Below are 16,831 nucleotides of genomic sequence, written 5' to 3'. Positions count from 1 at the left end.
GCGTCAGGCTACCTTGTTGATGTTGTCGAAATGCTGACCTTCGATGCGCTCGATCTCGTCAACCTGTACGTAGTAGTCCACATCCTCGTTGAAGCTGTGGATGATCCAGGTGGCGATCATGCCGACGAAGCCGGCGATGGCCATCCACCAGATGTGCCAGATCATGGCGAAGCCAAACACCACGCTGAGGGCGGCGATGACCACACCGGCACCGGAGTTCTTCGGCATGTGGATGGGGGCGTACCTGGCCGGCTGCTGGAAGGCAGAGCCGTCCTCTTTCGCTTCCCAGAAGGCGTCGAGACCCTTCACCTTCGGCTCGATGGCGAAGTTATAGAACGGCGGCGGAGAGGAAGTGGCCCACTCCAGGGTACGGCCACCCCAGGGATCGCCGGTCCAGTCACGGTTCTTCTCGCGGTCACGGATACTGACCACGACCTGGATCACCTGGCACAGGACGCCGATGGCAATCAGGCCCGCACCGCAGGCGGCCACGACCAGCCAGCCGTGGAACTCGGGATCGATGTTCTGGCTGACCCGACGGGTCATGCCCATGAAGCCCAGCACATAGAGCGGCATGAAGGCCACGAAGAAGCCGGTGATCCAGAACCAAAACGCGCGCTTGCCCCAGACGTCATCCAGCTTGAAGCCGAATGCCTTCGGGAACCAGTAGGTGATACCGGCGAAGCAACCGAACACCACGCCGCCAATGATGACGTTGTGGAAGTGAGCAATCAGGAACAGGCTGTTGTGCAACACGAAGTTGGCGGCCGGCACCGACAGCAGTACCCCGGTCATGCCACCGACGGTGAAGGTGATGATGAAGCCGACGGTCCACAGCATGGGGGAGCTGAACTCGATGCGACCGCGATACATGGTGAACAGCCAGTTGAAGATCTTCACCCCGGTCGGGATGGAGATGATCATGGTGGTGATGCCGAAGAAGGCATTCACGTTGGCGCCCGATCCCATGGTGAAGAAGTGGTGCAGCCAGACCACGAAGGAGAGCACGGTAATGGCCACGGTGGCCCACACCAGGGAGGTGTAACCGAACAGCTTCTTCTTGCAGAAGGTCGCCACGATTTCGGAGAAGATCCCGAACACCGGCAGCACCAGGATATACACCTCGGGGTGACCCCAGGCCCAGATCAGGTTGATGTACATCATCATGTTGCCACCCATGTCATTGGTAAAGAAATGGGTGCCGAGGTAACGGTCTGCGGTGAGCAGGGCGATGGTGACGGTCAGGATCGGGAAGGAGGCGATGATCAGGATGTTGGCGCACAGGGCGGTCCAGGTGAACACCGGCAACCGCATCATGGTCATGCCTGGGGCACGCATCCGGATGATGGTGGCAAAGAAGTTGACACCGGTCAGCAGGGTACCCAGACCCGAGATCTGCAGACTCCAGATCCAGTAATCGACCCCGACGCCCGGACTGAAGTCCACGCCCGACAAGGGCGGATAGGCCAGCCAGCCGGTTTGGGCGAATTCACCGACCGCCAGGGAGACGTTGATCAACACCACGGCCGCGGCGGTAAACCAGAAGCTCAGGTTGTTGAGGAAGGGGAAGGCTACGTCACGGGCACCGATCTGCAGCGGCACCACGATGTTCATCAGGCCGATCACCAGTGGCATGGCCACGAAGAAGATCATGATGACGCCGTGGGCGGTGAAGATCTGGTCGTAGTGGTGCGGTGGCAGTATGCCCTCGCCCCCGGCCGACGCCATCACCTGCTGGGTCCGCATCATCACCGCATCGGCGAAGCCACGCAGCAGCATGACCATCCCCAGGATGAGATACATGATACCGAGGCGCTTGTGATCCACCGAGGTGAACCACTCTTTCCACAGGTATTCCCACTTGCCGAAATAGGTGATCAGCCCGGCAATGGCCAACCCGCCCAATATGATACCGGCTATCGTGACCATGATGATGGGTTCATGGTACGGGATAGCGTCGAGTGTTAACTTTCCAAACATCGATTATTCCTCGGATCCTGCTTTCACACTCTTGTCATCCATCGGCATGGCCATGTGCCCGGCATGCTCAGCGGAGGTCATGTCGCCATGATCCATGTCGGCCATGTCCATCCCGTCGTCATGCTTGGCGGCGGTTTCGTGCTGCATGCCTTTGTGCTCACCCGGTTTCATGTCACCCATGAACTTGTTGATCACATTGACGAACAGCTTGGGATCGGCGCTGGCGAAGTACTCTACCGGATGGTTTTCGCTCTTCTTGGCCAGCACATCGAACTCGCCCATGGTGTTCAGCATCTTGGGAGACTGCTTCACCTTGGCGACCCAGGCATCGAAACCGGCCTGATCGGTCGTGGCGATGGCCTTGAACTTCATGCCGGAGAAGCCGGCGCCGCTGTAGCTGCCGGAGATCCCCTTGTACTGACCCGCCTCGTTGGCAATCAGATGCAACTTGGTCTGCATCCCGGCCATGGCGTAGATCTGACCGCCCAGTTGCGGAATGAAGAAGGAGTTCATCACGGTGTCGGAGGTCACCCGGAAGTTGACCGGGGTATTGACCGGGAAGGCCAGCTCATTGACCGAGGCGATACCCAGTTCCGGATAGACAAACAACCATTTCCAGTCGAGGGAAATAACATCGACCTGGATCGGTTTGACGTCCGATTCCAGCGGTTTATAAGGATCCAGCGAGTGGGAAGTTTTCCAGGTAATCACCGCCAGGATGGCGACAATAATGACGGGTACGGTCCAGACAACCGCTTCAATCTTGTTGGAGTGAGACCAATCCGGGGTGTATTTGGCGGTGGTATTGGATGCTCTGTATTTACGAGCAAAGGCCACCGTCATAATAATCACAGGAATCACTACAATTAACATCAGACCGAGTGCGGTTAATATTAGTGACTTCTGTTCCAGACCAACCTGCCCTTTGGGGCTCATCAGAGCCATGTCGCAGCCACTCAGCAAGCCAGCGGTTGCAATCAACAGCAAAGCGCCCAAGCCCCTCTTTACTTCAAAAGGTCTCATGCAATGTCCTCATCGTTTCAAGGCTTATTGGTATAATAAAAATGCAGCATTTTATTGCATCAGACCGGCATGTGAACAACATGAAAAATTAATCCGGAAGTTGTTTTTTGTTTGGTGCGAAGATGCGTTATTTGTTAAACGCTTGACAGTGACGATTTTTATACGATCACAAATTTCTGATTCAGCCTGCATTGCTTTCATTTCGATCCCTCATCGAGCAACAACTGGGCAATACTCTCACTTACCCTTAATGTTGTCATGGTCAATATCCATCATTTTCTGCTGGCGGATATTCTGACTGCGCGCTTTTTAATCGATAAAACCTTGATCTGATCAGGGTAAGTGATGAGATAAAATAATAAATAATTAATCAAACAACTGTGTGATTAACTTCCTGCCAAGGCGGGAACGGCGGCAAAAAACGGCCATTAGAGTCCGCCTCCCATCCATGCCTCATAAAAAAGGCCTCCAATGGAGACCTTCCTATCGAGCTTCCCTGCTCCTGTTCACACCAGGTTCATCTCCCTGGATGACAGGGCGGCCATGCCCCTCTCCAGACTCAGCTAAGCGGATGTTCCATCCGGGTGGCGACGGCAATCCGGTTCCAGGCGTTGATGGTGACTATCTGCATCAGACACTGGGCCAGCAGGGTCTCGCCGAGCAGCGCCAGCCCCTGCCGATAGACCTCCTCGCTCAGCCCCTGCCCGGCGATCAGGGTCACCTCGTCGGTCAGCGCCAGCACGGCCCGCTCACGCTCATCGAACAGCGGGGATTCGCGCCAGGCGGACAGCGCCAGCAGACGTTGCGGGCTCTCCTGCTGCTTCATCGCCACCTCGGCGTGCATCTGGATGCAGTAGGCGCAGCCGTTGATCATGGAGGCCCGCAGCTTGATGAGCTCCTTGAGCCGGGAGGGGATCTCGGTGCCACCGAGATAGGACTCCAGCCCCATCATGGCCTGGATGGCGGCGGGGATCTGCTGGGCGAGCTGGATACGGTCTGACATGGTGCGGCTCCTGTGGCGCTATGCCCGTCTCGGGCGATGACGGCATTGTTCACCTTCTCACCGATGAATAGAATACCGTCACAACCTGCAACAGTTTTGCATTAAACGCAAAGGAGTGTCCGTGCTGGATCGCATTCGTATCCTGGCCCAGGTGGTGGAGTCAGGCAGCTTCTCCCGCGCCGCCCGCGTCCTCAATCTGGCCCCCTCCTCGGTGACCCGCACCATCGACAGCCTGGAGCAACAGCTGGGGGTGCCCCTGTTCAAGCGCAGCACCCGCCAGCTGGTGCTGACCGAGCAGGGGGAGTATTTTCTCGCCCGCTCGGTGCCCCTGCTGGAGGAGGCCGAGCAGCTGGTGCAATCCCTCCAGCCCCTGCACGTGGCGCCCCGTGGCCCATTGCGGGTCTCGGTGTTCGAGAGCTTCGGGGCGGCCTGGCTGGCGCCGCAACTGCCCGCGTTTCTAGCCCGCTACCCCGGGGTCAGGGTCGAGATCGAGTTCGACAACCGGCTGGTGGATCTCGATGCCGACAACGTGGACGTGGCCATTCGCATCGGGCGCCCGACCGACAGCAGCCTGCATGCCCGCCATCTGCTGGCGAACCGGACCCTGCTGGTCGCCTCCCCCACCTACCTGGCGCAGCATGGCGAGCCCGCCCATCCCGATGAGCTGGCCAGTCACAACTGCCTCATCCGCGGCCAGGGCCGTCAGCGCCGGCATTGGTATTTCCAGCGCGGGCCTGAGCGGCGCAAGATCGCGGTGCAGGGCAATCTCGCCTCCGTCGGCGGCACGCCCCTGCTCTGCGCGGCCCAGGCGGGATGCGGGCTCTTGCTGCTGTCGAGCTGGATGGTGCAGCAGGGGATCGACGATGGCAGCCTGCGCCAGCTGCTGCCCGACTGGCAGGCCTCCCCTTACGAGGATCGCCACGACGAGATCTTTGCGGTGTTTCGCGGTGGCCGCTTCTTGAAGCCACAGACCCGCGCCTTCATCGACTTTCTGATCGAGGTGATGGCGCCGCTACAGGGGTCAGACGGGAAGGCTTGACCGCCTGCTGCCAAGGTGGCCAGGGCGATGGGAAAGAGAGGATGCGAAAATAAGAAAATAAACAGCCGGGCACCTGGCCCGGCTGCGGCTCACGGGGTATGCATGTCGGCTCTATTTATGCGGCTTGCGCCCGTCCGGGACGGCGGGAGGGGTACGGTAGTCACCATAGGGGAAGATGTTGCGCAGCCGCTGGGCCACCGGCTCGGGGATGGAGCGGGAGAAGACCAGCCTGACGCCGTTGTCGTCGCGCTGACCCAGGATCCGGCCCCGCACCGGATCCTGCTGCAGGATCTGCTTGGCCTGGGCCAAGAAGCGCGGCGACACCGAGCCTCGCTTCAACTGCACCTTGCCAGGTTGCAGCCGGATCTCGAACAGGGCGCCACGCCCCAGCTTCATCAGCCACCAGATCAGGGCTATCGCCACCAACAAAGACAACCAGGCCATCCGTTTCCCCTTCCCATGCCTAACTTCTGGTCAGTATAGGCCGCGCCGGCCGGTGATTACCTGGCGAGCATCACGCTTTGTCCATCCTGCGGGCGAGCCTCAGCAATCCTTGCCCCAGGCCACCAGCGTCTCGCGATAGAGCGCCAGCAGCGCCTGATCCCGTACCGCCACCCCGACCCGCTGAGCCGGATAGCCCGCCCACTCATCGTGGGGATGCGCCTTGTCATCGAACTTCTGCAGGGTGTGGCCGATGGCGGGGCCACCGTCGATGACCCGCACCGGCCCTTCCCGCAGGGTAAACAGGGTCGGATCGATCACATAGGCGATGGCGGAGGGATCGTGCACATGGCAACCATCCAGGCCGATGCGCTCGGAATAGAAGCGCAGGTAGAAGCGGCTCACCGCCCACAGGAAGCGACCCGGCTCGCCCGCCTCATCCCGCAGCGCATCGAGGTAACGGCTGCTGAAGAAGCTCTGCTGGGTCACATCCAGCCCGATGATCACCACGGGCCAGGGGGCGGTGAACACCACATCCGCAGCCTCGGGATCGTCGTGAATATTCGCCTCGGCATAGGGGGTCACGTTGCCGCGATGGCCGTTGACGCCAAAGGCGCCGCCCATCACCACCACCTGCTTCACCAGCCCGGTGATCTCGGGCGCCTCCTGCAGCGCCAGCGCCAGGTTGGTGAGCGGCCCTATGGTGACCAGGGTGATCTCGCCGGGAGCGGCCTTCACCGCCTCGACTATGTATTGCCAGGCCGGACGGGGATCCGCGCTGATGGTCACCTCCCCCGCCTCCACATCCCCCAGCCCGCTCGGGCCGTGCACCACTGTGGTCGGCCCGACCGGCTCGCGTCGCAGCGGCGCGGCCGCTCCCTGGGCCACATCCGCCTTCATGCCGTATTTCTGCTTGAGCCAGAGCGCGTTGCGGGTACCGTTCTCGATGGTGGCATTGCCAAACACTGTGGTGATGGCGAGCAGATCGATGGCGGGGTGTGCCTCGGCAAACAGTATTGCCATGGCGTCGTCGATACCGGGATCGGTATCCAGAATGATCTTGTGGGTCATGGGGCCTCCATACAACAGAACTGCCAGTGTAGCGGTCTGCCACCCGTTTAACAGCGCAGGGATCACAGCCTAGCGCTTTGCTCTGCTTCAACCCCATCGACCGACGACATCTTGAGCAAGCCAGACTGACCGGCAGAGGGCGGCCCATGCCGAGAGGGTCAAACTGCCGAGATTATGGGCAACCGGACGGGGATCGGCCTCCATCGCCTTGTGGGCCGACGTGCGGGATGGTATCACTTGGCCTCATTGCCACCCACCCCAACCACTTGCCGAGGCACCCTAGTGATCACCCTGATTAAAGAGTCTGACCAGCTGAAGATGCCCTGGAAGAACAAGCAGGGCACCACGGCCCAGATCCTCATCTCCCCCAAGGGGGCGACTCTGGACAAGCTCGACTTCGATTACCGTCTCAGCTCCGCCCCCATCAAGGCGGCGGGCCCCTTCTCCACGTTTCCCGGCTACAGGCGCATCCTGCTGCCCATCAGCGGCGCCGGCTTCGTGCTCAACGGCCACCCCTATGCCACCCATGAGGCGGCCCACTTTGACGGTGACGAGGAGACCCACTGCGAGCTGCTGAAGAAGGAGGTGACGGATCTCGGCCTCATCTATCATCCCGAGCGCATCAGCGCCAACGTGCGGGTGCTGAATCTGCCCTTCCCGCTCACCCTCACCCTGGAGGCGGACAAGACCTATCTCTGCCATCTGCTGAGCGGTCAGCTCAGCGTGCAGGATCGGGCCCTGGCCATCAACGAGACCCTGGTGATCAGCGGCGAGGAGAGCATCCGGCTGGAGTGCCAGAAGAAGACCGCCATCGCCTTCTTTACCCTGCAACGACGCGCATAGCGCGTCGGGGTCAGCGTTTAGGCGCGCGCCCCCCGCTGTCGAGGCAGGCCCGCATGCTGTCGTAGGGTTCGTAGTGTTTGGTGCGGCTGTAATAGGTGCCGCCCTGGGGGTGGCAGATGCCGTTGCGGCTCTTCTTGACCGGGGGCTCTGCGGCCAGTGCCATGGCACAGACCAGCATCAGGCAGCCGCTGATGACCCACTTCATGGCGCTCATGGCCCCTTCTCATCGGGTTCGTTGCCGGGTCACCTGACCCGGCTTGCGGCCCATTCTACCCCGTCACGGCGAGGAGATACCGCCCGCCAGATCATGAAATTCAGCCATGAATTCAGTTGGTTCGCGCGAGCGAGCCATAAAAAAAAGCCGGGCAAGCCCGGCTTATTCTCAACACTGGAGGTGGTCTAGCCGACCTTGAAGGAGCCCTTCATCATGGCGAAGTGGCCCGGGAAGGAGCAGAAGAAGGTGAGATCCTTGCCCGCCAGCCCGTCGGTCTTGAAGGTGACGCTGGTGCTCTCGCCGCCCCCCACCAGCTTGGTGTGAGCCAGGATCCTGGCATCTTCCTTCGGCAGGTAGTCGTGATCGACGCCGGCGCTCATGCCCGCGGTGGCGATGGCTTGATAGTCGGCGGTGTTGGCCAGCACCCAGTTATGACCCATGGCCGTCACCGGCATCTTGCCCGTGTGATTGAGGGTCACAGTCACCTCTTTGCAGCTGGCTGGCACGCTCATCTCCTTGAGGTTGTACTGCATGGCATCATTGCCTTCGATGACCAGTGCGCACTCATCGGCCAGGGCCGGTGCCGCCATGCCCAGTGCAGTAAAAATACTCAGAAACAGCAGGGTAATCGCCTTTTTCATCATTTTCTCCTTTGATTGGCAGTGGATGGCAACACGCTTGCCTGAAACTCGCGTTGGCGATGGGCAAAGATGCTGTCAGAATCGATCTTAATTGTACTCAACTGTTGTCAATCGACTATGGCTTTTGCTCAAAGCTGCGGCCCAAGTCACCTGTTTACCCTCGAAACCATTCAACTTTGGAACAGATCTGTCGGGTTAACAGCCTGAGTCGCTTAATTATTTTCCGCCCCGCGCCCGGCTGAAGGCTCGTCAAGCCGGGCCCCGTTGGCTAAGCTGCTCCCCCGTCGACGATTCCCGCGAGGATGCAAGATGCCGTTCCCTTCCCCCACCCTGGCCGCACGCGGCCTGCTGCTGAGCCTGATGCTGATGCTGACCGCCTGCCAGCCCGCCCCGACCCAGCTTCGCATTCAGGGTAAGACCATGGGCACCTTCTACGTGGTGACGGTGAACGACGCCTTTCCGGGGGGAGAAGCGGCGCTACAGCGCGAGGTCGATACCCTGCTGGTGCGCATGAATCAGGAGATCTCCACCTATGATCCGGGCTCGATCATCTCCCGCTTCAATCAGGGGCCGGCCGGGGAGCCCATGGTCATACCGGCCGGCATGGCCAAGATAGTGCAGCAAGGGATAGACGCGGGCCAGCTCACCAGCGGCAAGCTGGATGTGACCGTGGGGCCGCTGGTCAACCTCTGGGGCTTCGGGCCGGACAAGCGCCCGGTCAAGCGGCCGACGGCGGAGCAGATCGCCAAGGCCCGCGACCGAGTCGGCATCGACAAGTTGAGCCTGACGACCCAGGATGGCAAATTCCTGCTCGGCAAAGCCATCCCCGATCTCTATCTGGATCTCTCCACCCTGGGGGAAGGGGCGGCCGCGGACGAGCTCGCCGCCCTGCTGGAGGGCAAGGGGGTGAGCAACTACCTCATCGAAGTGGCGGGGGCCGTGCGCAGCGAGGGCCACAACGCCAAGGGCAATCCCTGGCGGGTGGCCATCGTCGAACCCTCGGATCGGCCCGGCGCCATCGAGGACGTGGTGATCCCGAACGGCATGGCGCTCAGCACCGCCGGCAGCTATCGCAACTACTACGAGCTGGATGGCCAGCGTTACTCCCACATCATAGATCCCGCCAGCGGCGCCCCGGTGACCCACAGACTGGTCTCCGCCAGCGTGATCACCCACACCGCGCTCGAGGCCGACGCCCTCGACACCGCGCTGATGGTGATGGGGCCCGAGCCTGCACTGGCCTTCGCCAGGGAGCACCGGCTGGCGGTCTATCTCATCGTCAAGACCGAGCAGGGCTTCGAGGCCAGGTTCAGCCCCCAGTTCGCCCCCTATCTGGTCCCCAAACAGCCATAAAAACGAGGCCCCACTGCGCGGGGCCTCGCTGTTTTAAAGACGACGCTACTCGATGGGAATACGGTGGGGCGCCGGGGTCACTGTCTGTTTGGGTCGCCGCAGGGTGCGTTCATCCTTGCTCTGGCTGTCGTGCTGGCGGACCTCCGCCTTCAGGGTCACCAGCTTGCCGTGCACATCCACGTGGAGGTCCCCCTTCGCCACTCCGGGCTGCCCGGCCCGGTGGTGGAGCGCGCCTTCGGCGACATCAAGCCAGTGGCCGTCGAGGTCAAGTGGACCGACGGGACCCTGACCGCCGACAAGGTGCTCCCCTTCTAATCCCCTCAGCCGGCCGGACGGCAGACGGACGCGCCGCCCGGCTGCCTGCCCCGTAGAGGACAAACACCAGCACGCAAATCGCGGTCATCACGGTGAACAGGGCCGGGCCGCCCCACACCTGCAGCAGCCAGCCCCCCACCAGAGGTGAGAGCGCCCAACCGAGCCCAGCCAGGGCGCTTGCCCCGAAGTAGCTCCCCTTGAGGTGGGCCGGCGCCATCTCGTCGATGAGCACGTTAAAAAGCGGAAACAGCACCGCCTCCCCCACGCTCAACAAGAACACCGCCACCAGCCAGGGCCACAGCAGGGCCGGACTCGACAGGGCGAACAGCACCTGGGCGGCCGCCATCAGCAGGATGGAAAACTGCAGCCGCAGGCTCACCCGCCAGCGCCGGGTCAGGTGCAGCAGGGGGAACTGCAGGGTGATGATGGTCAACGCATTGGTGGCCACCAGCAGGGCCACCAGGGTCTCCACCTCGGGGGCACCGGCGCGGGTCAGGTACTGGATCAGCGGCGACTCCACCTGGGCGTAGACCAGCATCATCAGCAGATTGGCGAGGATAAACAGCATGAAGGCCCGATCCTGCCCCACCACCTTGAGCATGGCCCCCAGGGTGAGGCCCGCATCCGGCCGGCCGGCGCACTCACGGCGAAAGCCGAACTGGAAGGCGATGCCGAGCAGACCATAGCTGACGGCCGTCACCACGAAGGTCTCCTGCCGCGCGCCGAGCCCCACCATCACGCCGATGAGGGGCCCCACCCCCGCCCCTACGTTGAGCAGGAAGTAGCGCAGGTGCTGGGCCAGCTCCCGCAGCCCCTTCTCGGGCAGCAGATCCCCCATCAGCGCCTTGCCCGGGGTATCGATGAAGGCGTAGGAGAGGCCGGAACCAAACACCCCGAGGGCGATGAGCCAGAGGGAGTGGCCAAAACCGAGCAGCAGGTAAGCAACGCACGACAGGGCGCAGCCCAGCAGCAGTATGGTACGCCGGCCGAGCTGGTCGGAGAGCCAGCCGACGTAGAAGCCGATGAGGCAGGAGAGCACAGCCGCGCCGCCCAGCAGCATCCCGATGCCGGAGGCCGACAGAGCGTACTCCCGGTAGAGCAGGATGGAGAGGAAGGGCCAGACCATGAAGAAGCTGGTGCGCACCATGAAGGTGCCCAGGATCACGATCCAGACCAGAGGGGGAAAGGGGGGCAGGCGCATGGGAACTCCTTGTCACGCAATGGCAGCATAGCCGCAGGGGAAAGCACTCGAAGGTATCGAAAGACTCCCATTTACACAATCCCCGCTCATAAAAAATGCCGCCCCGAGGGACGACTGCTGATCCGGCCGGCGTCACACCAAATGGAAACCTTGATGCGCTGGATGTTGCGGCTCAGCTCATCGGATACCGCATCCTGCTGGCCGCAGACGCTGGCGATCTGGATCCCCAGCTCGGCGATGCTGGTGGCCTTGTCGGCGCGCCCCTGCAAGGAGGCGATGGCCTCGCCAGGACGCACCGGCTGGCGGTCTATCTCATCGTCAAGACCGAGCAGGGCTTCGAGGCCAGGTTCAGCCCCCAGTTCGCCCCCTATCTGGTCCAGAAGAAATCATGAACGGCGGGGCTTCGCGTAAAAACCGCGGCGCCACCCCGTGTTCAATTGCCTGGCTGCGGACTTTGGTGGCACACTTCAGTCACCCGCCCGCAGCGCCCCGACCCAAGCAGATGCAGACTCCCGAGCCAGAGAAGAAAGCCCAGCCCAAACCCAGGCGCATCCTGCTGGTCAACGAACAGCGATCCTTCCAGATGATGATGAAGGCGATGCTGATCAACATCGGCATCAACCGCATCACCTATGTCAACTCGGCCGACGAGGCGCGGCGCCGCTGCCAGAAGGAGAGCTTCGACATCTATCTGCTCGACTACGAGCTGGGGGCCGGTGAGAACGGCCGCCAGTTGCTGGAGAGCCTGCGGGATCAGCAGCTGATCCCGCCCCAGAGCGTGGTGATCATGGTCAGCAGCGACGGCTCTCGCGCCATGGTGCTGAGCGCCCTCGAGGCCGAGCCCGACGAATACCTGATGAAGCCCTTCTCCCAGGAGCAGTTCTCGTTTCGTCTCAAACGCGCCCTCGCCCGCCGTCAGGCGCTGGAGAGCGTCTTTATCGCCCTCACCAAGGACGATCCATCGGCGCTCATCGAGGCCTGCGCCACCCAGGCCGACGCCGTGCCACGCTTTGCCAACTTCTGCCGCTGCCTGCAGGCCGACACCCAGCTCAAGCTCGGTCAGGCCAGGGAGGCCCGCAGCCTGATGCGCCAGCTGCTGGCCGGGCAGGAGAACAGCTGGGCCAGGCTGACCCTGGGCAAGGCCTGCCACACGCTCGGACTGCACGAGGAGGCGGTGAGCCACCTGCAGGCGACCCTCAAGAACACCCCGTTGATGGTGGAGGCCCACCTCTGGCTGGCGGAATCCCAGCTGGCGCTCGGCAAGGGGGAGATCGCCCAGCAGGAGCTGCGGCGGGCGGTGGACATCTCGCCCCAGTCGGTGCAACTCTCCCGCCGTCTGGCGGAGGTGTGCCTGTTGCGCCACGACTACGGCCAGGCCAAGGATGTGCTGCTCTCCCTCATCGATCTGTCGCGCAACTCCATCCACCGCACCCCGCACTACCTGGGGGCCTACATCCAGACCCTCACCCTCTATGCCCTCAACAGCAACGACAGCTACCACATCGCCAACCTGCAGAAGCAGGTGAACTCGGCGCTGTCACGCATTCGCGATTCGCTGATGATGGCGGAGTTCAACTACCCGGTGTTCGAGCAGATCTGCCAGGCCCGGGTGCAGATCGCCCTCGGTGAGCTGCTCAAGGGCAAGAAGATGCTCTATCGCGCCAACCAGAACTGGCTGGATCGGCCGGAAACCATGCCCCCCGCCCTGCTCGGCGAGACCATACTGGCGCTCTACCAGCTCGGCGAGTTCGAGTACGCCGAGAGCCTGCAGGCGCTGCTGGCGGAGGATGAGGATCGGCTGCTCACCACCTGTATCCAGGTGACCCGCGACGACAAGACGGTGCAGGAGCGGCGCCAGCGCTATCAGCAGCTCAACGACCTTGGCATCAAGGCCTATCAGGGCGGGGAGCTGGAGCAGGCCCTCGGCCACTTTCGCGAGGCGCTGCGCCGGGCCCCGGCCAATACCGGCGCCGCCCTCAACAAGATCCAGGTGCTGTTGCAGCTGATGCAGAAGAACCGCAAGAGTCCGGAGTTCGGCGCCGAGTGCAAGGAGACCCTGGAGGTGTTGGAAGGCATCCCCTTGAATCCCGCCCAGCAGGATCGCTTCCGCAAGCTGCGCCAGGAATTTAACCAGTTCAACTAGCCAGCCGGGCCGGCGCCTCACCTATGCTGATACAGACTCAGCAAGGAGAGGCGACAGCATGGCGATGTGCCGATATCTGGTGGCGGATGGCCGCCACTGCAGCGAAGAGGCGGGGGAGCACGACTTGTGCCGCTGGCACGATCCCCAGGCCGATCATCAATCCCCCGACACCGCCCAGGCGCTGGAGAACTACGTTCGCCAGGGCGGGCTCTGCCACGGCCTGCAGCTGGCCCGCGCCGAGCTGGCCGGCCTCAACCTGGTGAACAAGCAGGATCCCCAGGGCTTCCTGCTGGAGCAGTGCAACCTCTATCGCGCCAACCTGCGTGGCGCCCACCTCTACGGCATCCGCTTTCGCGGCGGCAGCCTGATGAAGGCGGATCTCAGCGACGCCAACCTGCACTGCGCCCAGCTGCACGACATCAACCTGCTCGGCCTGCGCTGGAAGAACACCCGGCTCGACAATCTGGATACCGGCAGGCGGCTGATGCAGGACCGCAAGGGGCGCAAGGAGCGGGATCCGGCGCAGGCCCGCATCTGGTTCAAGGAGGCGGAGGAGACCTACCGGGATCTGCGCAAGGCCTCGGAGGCCCAGGGCATCTTCACCATGTCCGGCCGCTACATCCAGCAGGAGCTGACCATGCGCCGGCTGCAGCTGCCGCTCTGCTCCTACCAGCGATTCGCCTCCTGGATAGTGGATCTGTTCTGTGGCTACGGCGAGGCGCCGATGCGGGTGGTGCTGTTCTCCCTGCTGCTGATCCTCATCTGCAGCATCTTCTACTTCTTCTTCGGCCTGAGCTTCAACGGCAACCACCTCATCTATCGCCCCGAGGCGTCCCTCGAGCAGAACGCCATCTTCCTGCTGGAGTGCCTCTACTACAGCGTGGTGACCTTCACCACCCTGGGCTACGGCGACTTCACCCCCATCGGCCTGTCGCGGATCTTTGCCGCCTTCGAGGCCTTCACCGGCAGCTTCACGCTGGCGCTGTTTGTGGTGGTGTTCGTCAAGAAAATGACCCGCTAAAACCTGTCCACGATCTTGCTGCGAGGCCGTGATCAAGGCTCATGTGCTGCTCGCTTATGTGTAACCAGGAGCTCTCATGTATACATATACACTCCGGTTCCTGCGCTTCACCTTGCTGACGACCTCTCGCGACAGATCGTGAACAGGTTCCGATGCAAGTTCAGGAGCGGCACCGGGCGTCCCCCGGAACTTGCATCCACGGCGGATTCCTAGTCCAATAGCGACTAATAAAAACGACATGAGCATCCCGGACATGAAGATCATCTCTTTCAATATCAATGGCCTGCGCGCCCGTCTTCATCAGCTGCAAGCCATCATCGACAAGCACCAGCCGGATGTGATCGGCCTGCAGGAGATCAAGGTACACGACGACGCCTTCCCGGTGGCCGACGTGGAGGCCATGGGCTATCACGTGGTGTTCCATGGCCAGAAGGGTCACTACGGGGTGGCGATCATGAGCAAGCAGCCCCCTCTCGAGGTGCAAAAAGGCTTCCCGACCGATCCCGAGGATGCCCAGCGCCGCATGATCATGGCCAGCTTCAAACGCGAGGATGGCTCCCTCATCAAGGTGATGAACGGCTACTTCCCGCAAGGCGAGAGCCAGGATCACGAGACCAAGTTCCCGGCCAAGCAGAAGTTCTATGAGGACTTGCAGCACTACCTGGAGACCCACCACACCCCGGACGATCCGCTGGTGCTGATCGGCGATGTGAACATCTCCCCCACCGATCTCGACATCGGCATCGGCGAGGCGAACCGCAAGCGCTGGCTGCGGGATGGCAAGTGCTCCTTCCTGCCCATAGAGCGGGAGTGGATGGAGCGTCTGAAAGGCTTCGGGCTGACCGACACCTTCCGCGCCGCCAACCCCACAGAGTGCGAGCGTTTCTCCTGGTTTGACTACCGCTCCAAGGGCTTTGACGAGAACCGCGGCCTGCGCATCGATCTCATCATGGCGTCCAATGCGCTCAAGGACAAAGTGACCGAGACCGGCATCGACTACGAGCTGCGCGGCATCGAGAAGCCGTCCGATCACGCCCCCATCTGGGCCTGCTTCGCCTGACCCCTCGCCAGTGGGGGCGCCCTGCCCCCACTGCTTCCCGCCTGACTCCCGACCTCCCCTCGTCAGGGATTGTCGTAATCCTCCCGCTTTCCCCCCTGTAGATCCTGTATGGAGCCGACAACTTCCCCTGCCGAGCAGCTCCAGTTCAACTTTGTCACTTTATTATTAAAAAACCCGCATATATCAAGATGTTGAGTTTGTAAACATGATGTTGTCCAGGTTTGTTAATAACAACGAAAAAGCGGGCCGTCGCGGCCCGTCCAGCCCGCGTGTAGGAGTGAAGGATCACCCCAACGGGCTGCGAGTATTGCGACGCGGTTGCATCGCCCTGGCGCTGGCCGGCGCCCTGACCGGCTGTGGCGACGACGCCGCCAGCCAGGTCCAGGCGCCGCCCCCGGTGCCCGTGGTGGTGGCCGAGGTCAAGCTGACCGACGTCCCGCTCACCACCGAGATGGTGGGGGAGACCGCCGGCTTTCGTGAGATCGATGTGCGCTCCCGGGTGAACGGCATCCTGCTGCAGCGCACCTACATCGAGGGTCAGCCGGTCACCGCCGGTCAGGCCCTGTTCCTGATCGACCCTGAACCCTACAAGGTGGCGCTGGAGCAGGCCAAAGGCACTCTGGCCCAGGAGCAGGCGCGCCTCAACAAGGCCCACGCCGATCGGGATCGCATCATCCCGCTCTACAAGCGCCAGGTGGTGAGCCGGCAGGATTACGACACCACCATCGCCAACTACGAGGCGGCCGTGGCCAGCCACCAGGCGGCCAAGGCCAAGGTGAAGGAGGCGGATCTCAACCTCAGCTACACCCAGGTGACCGCCCCCATCAGCGGCATGGCGAGCAAGAGCTCCCAGTCCGAGGGTAGCCTCATCGCCACCGGCGGTGACAGCGGCCTGCTCACCACCATCACCCAGTTCGATCCGCTCTACGTGAACTTCTCCTACTCGGAGCAGGATCGCCTCAACTTCGAGAACTCGGTGAAGAAAGGGCTGATCGAAGCCAGGGATGCCACCAACTGGCGCACCCACATCCGCCTCGCCGACGGCTCCGTCTACCCGCAGGCGGGCAAGCTCAACTTCTCCGACAGCCGGGTCGATCCGCAGACCGGCACCATCCGGGCCCGCGCCATCTTCGATAACCAGGAGGGCAAGCTGCTGCCCGGCCAGTTCGTGCGCATGACCATAGAGCTCGGTCTGCGCAAGCACGCCATAGTGGTGCCGCCGCGCGCCATCGTCCAGTCCCAGGCCGACCGCATGGTGATGGTGATCGATGCCGACAACAAGGTGGTGCCGCGGCCGGTCAAGCTCGGCCAGAGCGTGGACAGCGGCGTGCTGATCGACAGCGGCCTCGAGCCCGGTGAACGCTACATCGTCGAGGGCCTGATGAAGGCTCGCCCGGGCGCCGTGGTCAAGCCGGTCTCGGCCGCCGAGATGAAGGCGATCAACGCCAAGATGGTCAGCCAGATCGCGGCCAAGTAAGGAGTT

The 16,831-nt window shown here is 62.3% G+C and carries 17 protein-coding genes; 7 read left to right on the top strand and 10 right to left on the bottom strand.

Going from position 1 to position 16,831, the window contains the following annotated elements; translation table 11 throughout:
• Window positions 1-3: 3 nt before the first annotated feature.
• The 3 genes from cyoB to AACW18_RS11200 all read right to left on the bottom strand — a co-directional run bounded on the left by cyoB (window position 4) and on the right by AACW18_RS11200 (window position 4,006).
• Window positions 4-1,980 (bottom strand): cytochrome o ubiquinol oxidase subunit I, encoded by a 1,977-nt coding sequence (gene cyoB, locus AACW18_RS11210; RefSeq protein ID WP_218290754.1) that lies wholly within the window; start codon window positions 1,978-1,980, stop codon window positions 4-6.
• A gap of 3 nt (window positions 1,981-1,983) precedes the next feature.
• The gene (gene cyoA, locus AACW18_RS11205; RefSeq protein ID WP_218290753.1) at window positions 1,984-3,003 is read right to left on the bottom strand and encodes a cytochrome o ubiquinol oxidase subunit II; all 1,020 of its coding nucleotides are present in this window, start codon (window positions 3,001-3,003) and stop codon (window positions 1,984-1,986) included.
• A gap of 559 nt (window positions 3,004-3,562) precedes the next feature.
• Entirely contained in the window at window positions 3,563-4,006 is a 444-nt protein-coding gene (locus tag AACW18_RS11200; RefSeq protein WP_042653823.1) for a carboxymuconolactone decarboxylase family protein, read from the bottom strand.
• Between the two features lie 121 nt (window positions 4,007-4,127).
• Here AACW18_RS11200 and AACW18_RS11195 point away from each other — a divergent pair, with 121 nt between their 5' ends.
• Window positions 4,128-5,045: a LysR family transcriptional regulator gene (locus AACW18_RS11195; protein WP_218388680.1), complete on the top strand. Its 918-nt coding sequence runs from the start codon at window positions 4,128-4,130 to the stop codon at window positions 5,043-5,045.
• A 111-nt stretch (window positions 5,046-5,156) separates the two neighbouring features.
• Here AACW18_RS11195 and AACW18_RS11190 read toward each other — a convergent pair whose 3' ends face one another.
• Window positions 5,157-5,489: a DUF3634 family protein gene (locus AACW18_RS11190; protein ID WP_218388679.1), complete on the bottom strand. Its 333-nt coding sequence runs from the start codon at window positions 5,487-5,489 to the stop codon at window positions 5,157-5,159.
• Window positions 5,490-5,588: 99 nt separating this feature from the next.
• The gene (locus AACW18_RS11185) at window positions 5,589-6,557 is read right to left on the bottom strand and encodes a nucleoside hydrolase (RefSeq protein WP_042653826.1); all 969 of its coding nucleotides are present in this window, start codon (window positions 6,555-6,557) and stop codon (window positions 5,589-5,591) included.
• A gap of 282 nt (window positions 6,558-6,839) precedes the next feature.
• Here AACW18_RS11185 and AACW18_RS11180 point away from each other — a divergent pair, with 282 nt between their 5' ends.
• Window positions 6,840-7,400, top strand: coding sequence for a HutD family protein (locus AACW18_RS11180; protein WP_042653827.1), 561 nt, complete (start codon window positions 6,840-6,842; stop codon window positions 7,398-7,400).
• 10 nt (window positions 7,401-7,410) lie between these two features.
• On the opposite strand, the gene AACW18_RS11175 is transcribed toward AACW18_RS11180, so the two are convergent.
• Window positions 7,411-7,614, bottom strand: coding sequence for a hypothetical protein (locus AACW18_RS11175; protein ID WP_218388678.1), 204 nt, complete (start codon window positions 7,612-7,614; stop codon window positions 7,411-7,413).
• A 185-nt stretch (window positions 7,615-7,799) separates the two neighbouring features.
• Window positions 7,800-8,255, bottom strand: a complete 456-nt coding sequence (gene azu / locus AACW18_RS11170) for an azurin (protein ID WP_218388677.1) — start codon at window positions 8,253-8,255, stop codon at window positions 7,800-7,802.
• 309 nt (window positions 8,256-8,564) lie between these two features.
• On the opposite strand from azu, the gene AACW18_RS11165 reads away from it, so the two are divergent.
• The gene (locus AACW18_RS11165; RefSeq protein ID WP_218388676.1) at window positions 8,565-9,608 is read left to right on the top strand and encodes an FAD:protein FMN transferase; all 1,044 of its coding nucleotides are present in this window, start codon (window positions 8,565-8,567) and stop codon (window positions 9,606-9,608) included.
• Window positions 9,609-9,653: 45 nt separating this feature from the next.
• Here AACW18_RS11165 and AACW18_RS11160 read toward each other — a convergent pair whose 3' ends face one another.
• From AACW18_RS11160 to AACW18_RS11150, 3 genes are all read right to left on the bottom strand, one after another.
• Window positions 9,654-9,809, bottom strand: a complete 156-nt coding sequence (locus tag AACW18_RS11160) for a hypothetical protein (RefSeq protein ID WP_256351839.1) — start codon at window positions 9,807-9,809, stop codon at window positions 9,654-9,656.
• A 64-nt stretch (window positions 9,810-9,873) separates the two neighbouring features.
• The gene (locus tag AACW18_RS11155; RefSeq protein ID WP_256351838.1) at window positions 9,874-11,124 is read right to left on the bottom strand and encodes an MDR family MFS transporter; all 1,251 of its coding nucleotides are present in this window, start codon (window positions 11,122-11,124) and stop codon (window positions 9,874-9,876) included.
• Window positions 11,125-11,210: 86 nt separating this feature from the next.
• Window positions 11,211-11,420 carry a hypothetical protein gene (locus tag AACW18_RS11150; protein WP_218388697.1) on the bottom strand — a complete coding sequence of 70 codons (210 nt, stop codon included), beginning with the start codon at window positions 11,418-11,420 and terminating at the stop codon, window positions 11,211-11,213.
• 206 nt (window positions 11,421-11,626) lie between these two features.
• Between AACW18_RS11150 and AACW18_RS11145 the strand changes: the two genes are divergently transcribed.
• From AACW18_RS11145 to AACW18_RS11130, 4 genes are all read left to right on the top strand, one after another.
• Window positions 11,627-13,267: a tetratricopeptide repeat-containing response regulator gene (locus AACW18_RS11145; protein ID WP_218388674.1), complete on the top strand. Its 1,641-nt coding sequence runs from the start codon at window positions 11,627-11,629 to the stop codon at window positions 13,265-13,267.
• Window positions 13,268-13,325: 58 nt separating this feature from the next.
• Entirely contained in the window at window positions 13,326-14,288 is a 963-nt protein-coding gene (locus AACW18_RS11140) for an ion channel (RefSeq protein ID WP_218388673.1), read from the top strand.
• Window positions 14,289-14,541: 253 nt separating this feature from the next.
• Window positions 14,542-15,348, top strand: a complete 807-nt coding sequence (gene xthA, locus AACW18_RS11135; RefSeq protein WP_033130373.1) for an exodeoxyribonuclease III — start codon at window positions 14,542-14,544, stop codon at window positions 15,346-15,348.
• A 277-nt stretch (window positions 15,349-15,625) separates the two neighbouring features.
• On the top strand, window positions 15,626-16,825 hold the full coding sequence (locus AACW18_RS11130) for an efflux RND transporter periplasmic adaptor subunit (RefSeq protein ID WP_042653836.1): 1,200 nt from the start codon (window positions 15,626-15,628) through the stop codon (window positions 16,823-16,825).
• The last annotated feature ends 6 nt before the right edge of the window (window positions 16,826-16,831 follow it).

The sequence above is a fragment of the Aeromonas sp. sia0103 genome, assembly GCF_963895295.1.
GTDB classification, from domain to species: domain Bacteria; phylum Pseudomonadota; class Gammaproteobacteria; order Enterobacterales; family Aeromonadaceae; genus Aeromonas; species Aeromonas encheleia.
The sequence above is the reverse complement of the archived record's forward strand: the minus strand, read 5'-3'. Positions and strand labels throughout refer to the sequence as shown.

Coding starts and splice junctions, on each gene's coding strand:
- AACW18_RS11190 (WP_218388679.1), bottom strand. CDS start 5,489: ATGGCCTGGTTGTCTTTGTTGGTGGCGATAGCCCTGATCTGGTGGCTG.
- AACW18_RS11165 (WP_218388676.1), top strand. CDS start 8,565: ATGCCGTTCCCTTCCCCCACCCTGGCCGCACGCGGCCTGCTGCTGAGC.
- azu (WP_218388677.1), bottom strand. CDS start 8,255: ATGAAAAAGGCGATTACCCTGCTGTTTCTGAGTATTTTTACTGCACTG.
- AACW18_RS11155 (WP_256351838.1), bottom strand. CDS start 11,124: ATGCGCCTGCCCCCCTTTCCCCCTCTGGTCTGGATCGTGATCCTGGGC.
- AACW18_RS11140 (WP_218388673.1), top strand. CDS start 13,326: ATGGCGATGTGCCGATATCTGGTGGCGGATGGCCGCCACTGCAGCGAA.
- AACW18_RS11185 (WP_042653826.1), bottom strand. CDS start 6,557: ATGACCCACAAGATCATTCTGGATACCGATCCCGGTATCGACGACGCC.
- xthA (WP_033130373.1), top strand. CDS start 14,542: ATGAAGATCATCTCTTTCAATATCAATGGCCTGCGCGCCCGTCTTCAT.
- cyoA (WP_218290753.1), bottom strand. CDS start 3,003: ATGAGACCTTTTGAAGTAAAGAGGGGCTTGGGCGCTTTGCTGTTGATT.
- AACW18_RS11200 (WP_042653823.1), bottom strand. CDS start 4,006: ATGTCAGACCGTATCCAGCTCGCCCAGCAGATCCCCGCCGCCATCCAG.
- AACW18_RS11175 (WP_218388678.1), bottom strand. CDS start 7,614: ATGAGCGCCATGAAGTGGGTCATCAGCGGCTGCCTGATGCTGGTCTGT.
- AACW18_RS11145 (WP_218388674.1), top strand. CDS start 11,627: ATGCAGACTCCCGAGCCAGAGAAGAAAGCCCAGCCCAAACCCAGGCGC.
- cyoB (WP_218290754.1), bottom strand. CDS start 1,980: ATGTTTGGAAAGTTAACACTCGACGCTATCCCGTACCATGAACCCATC.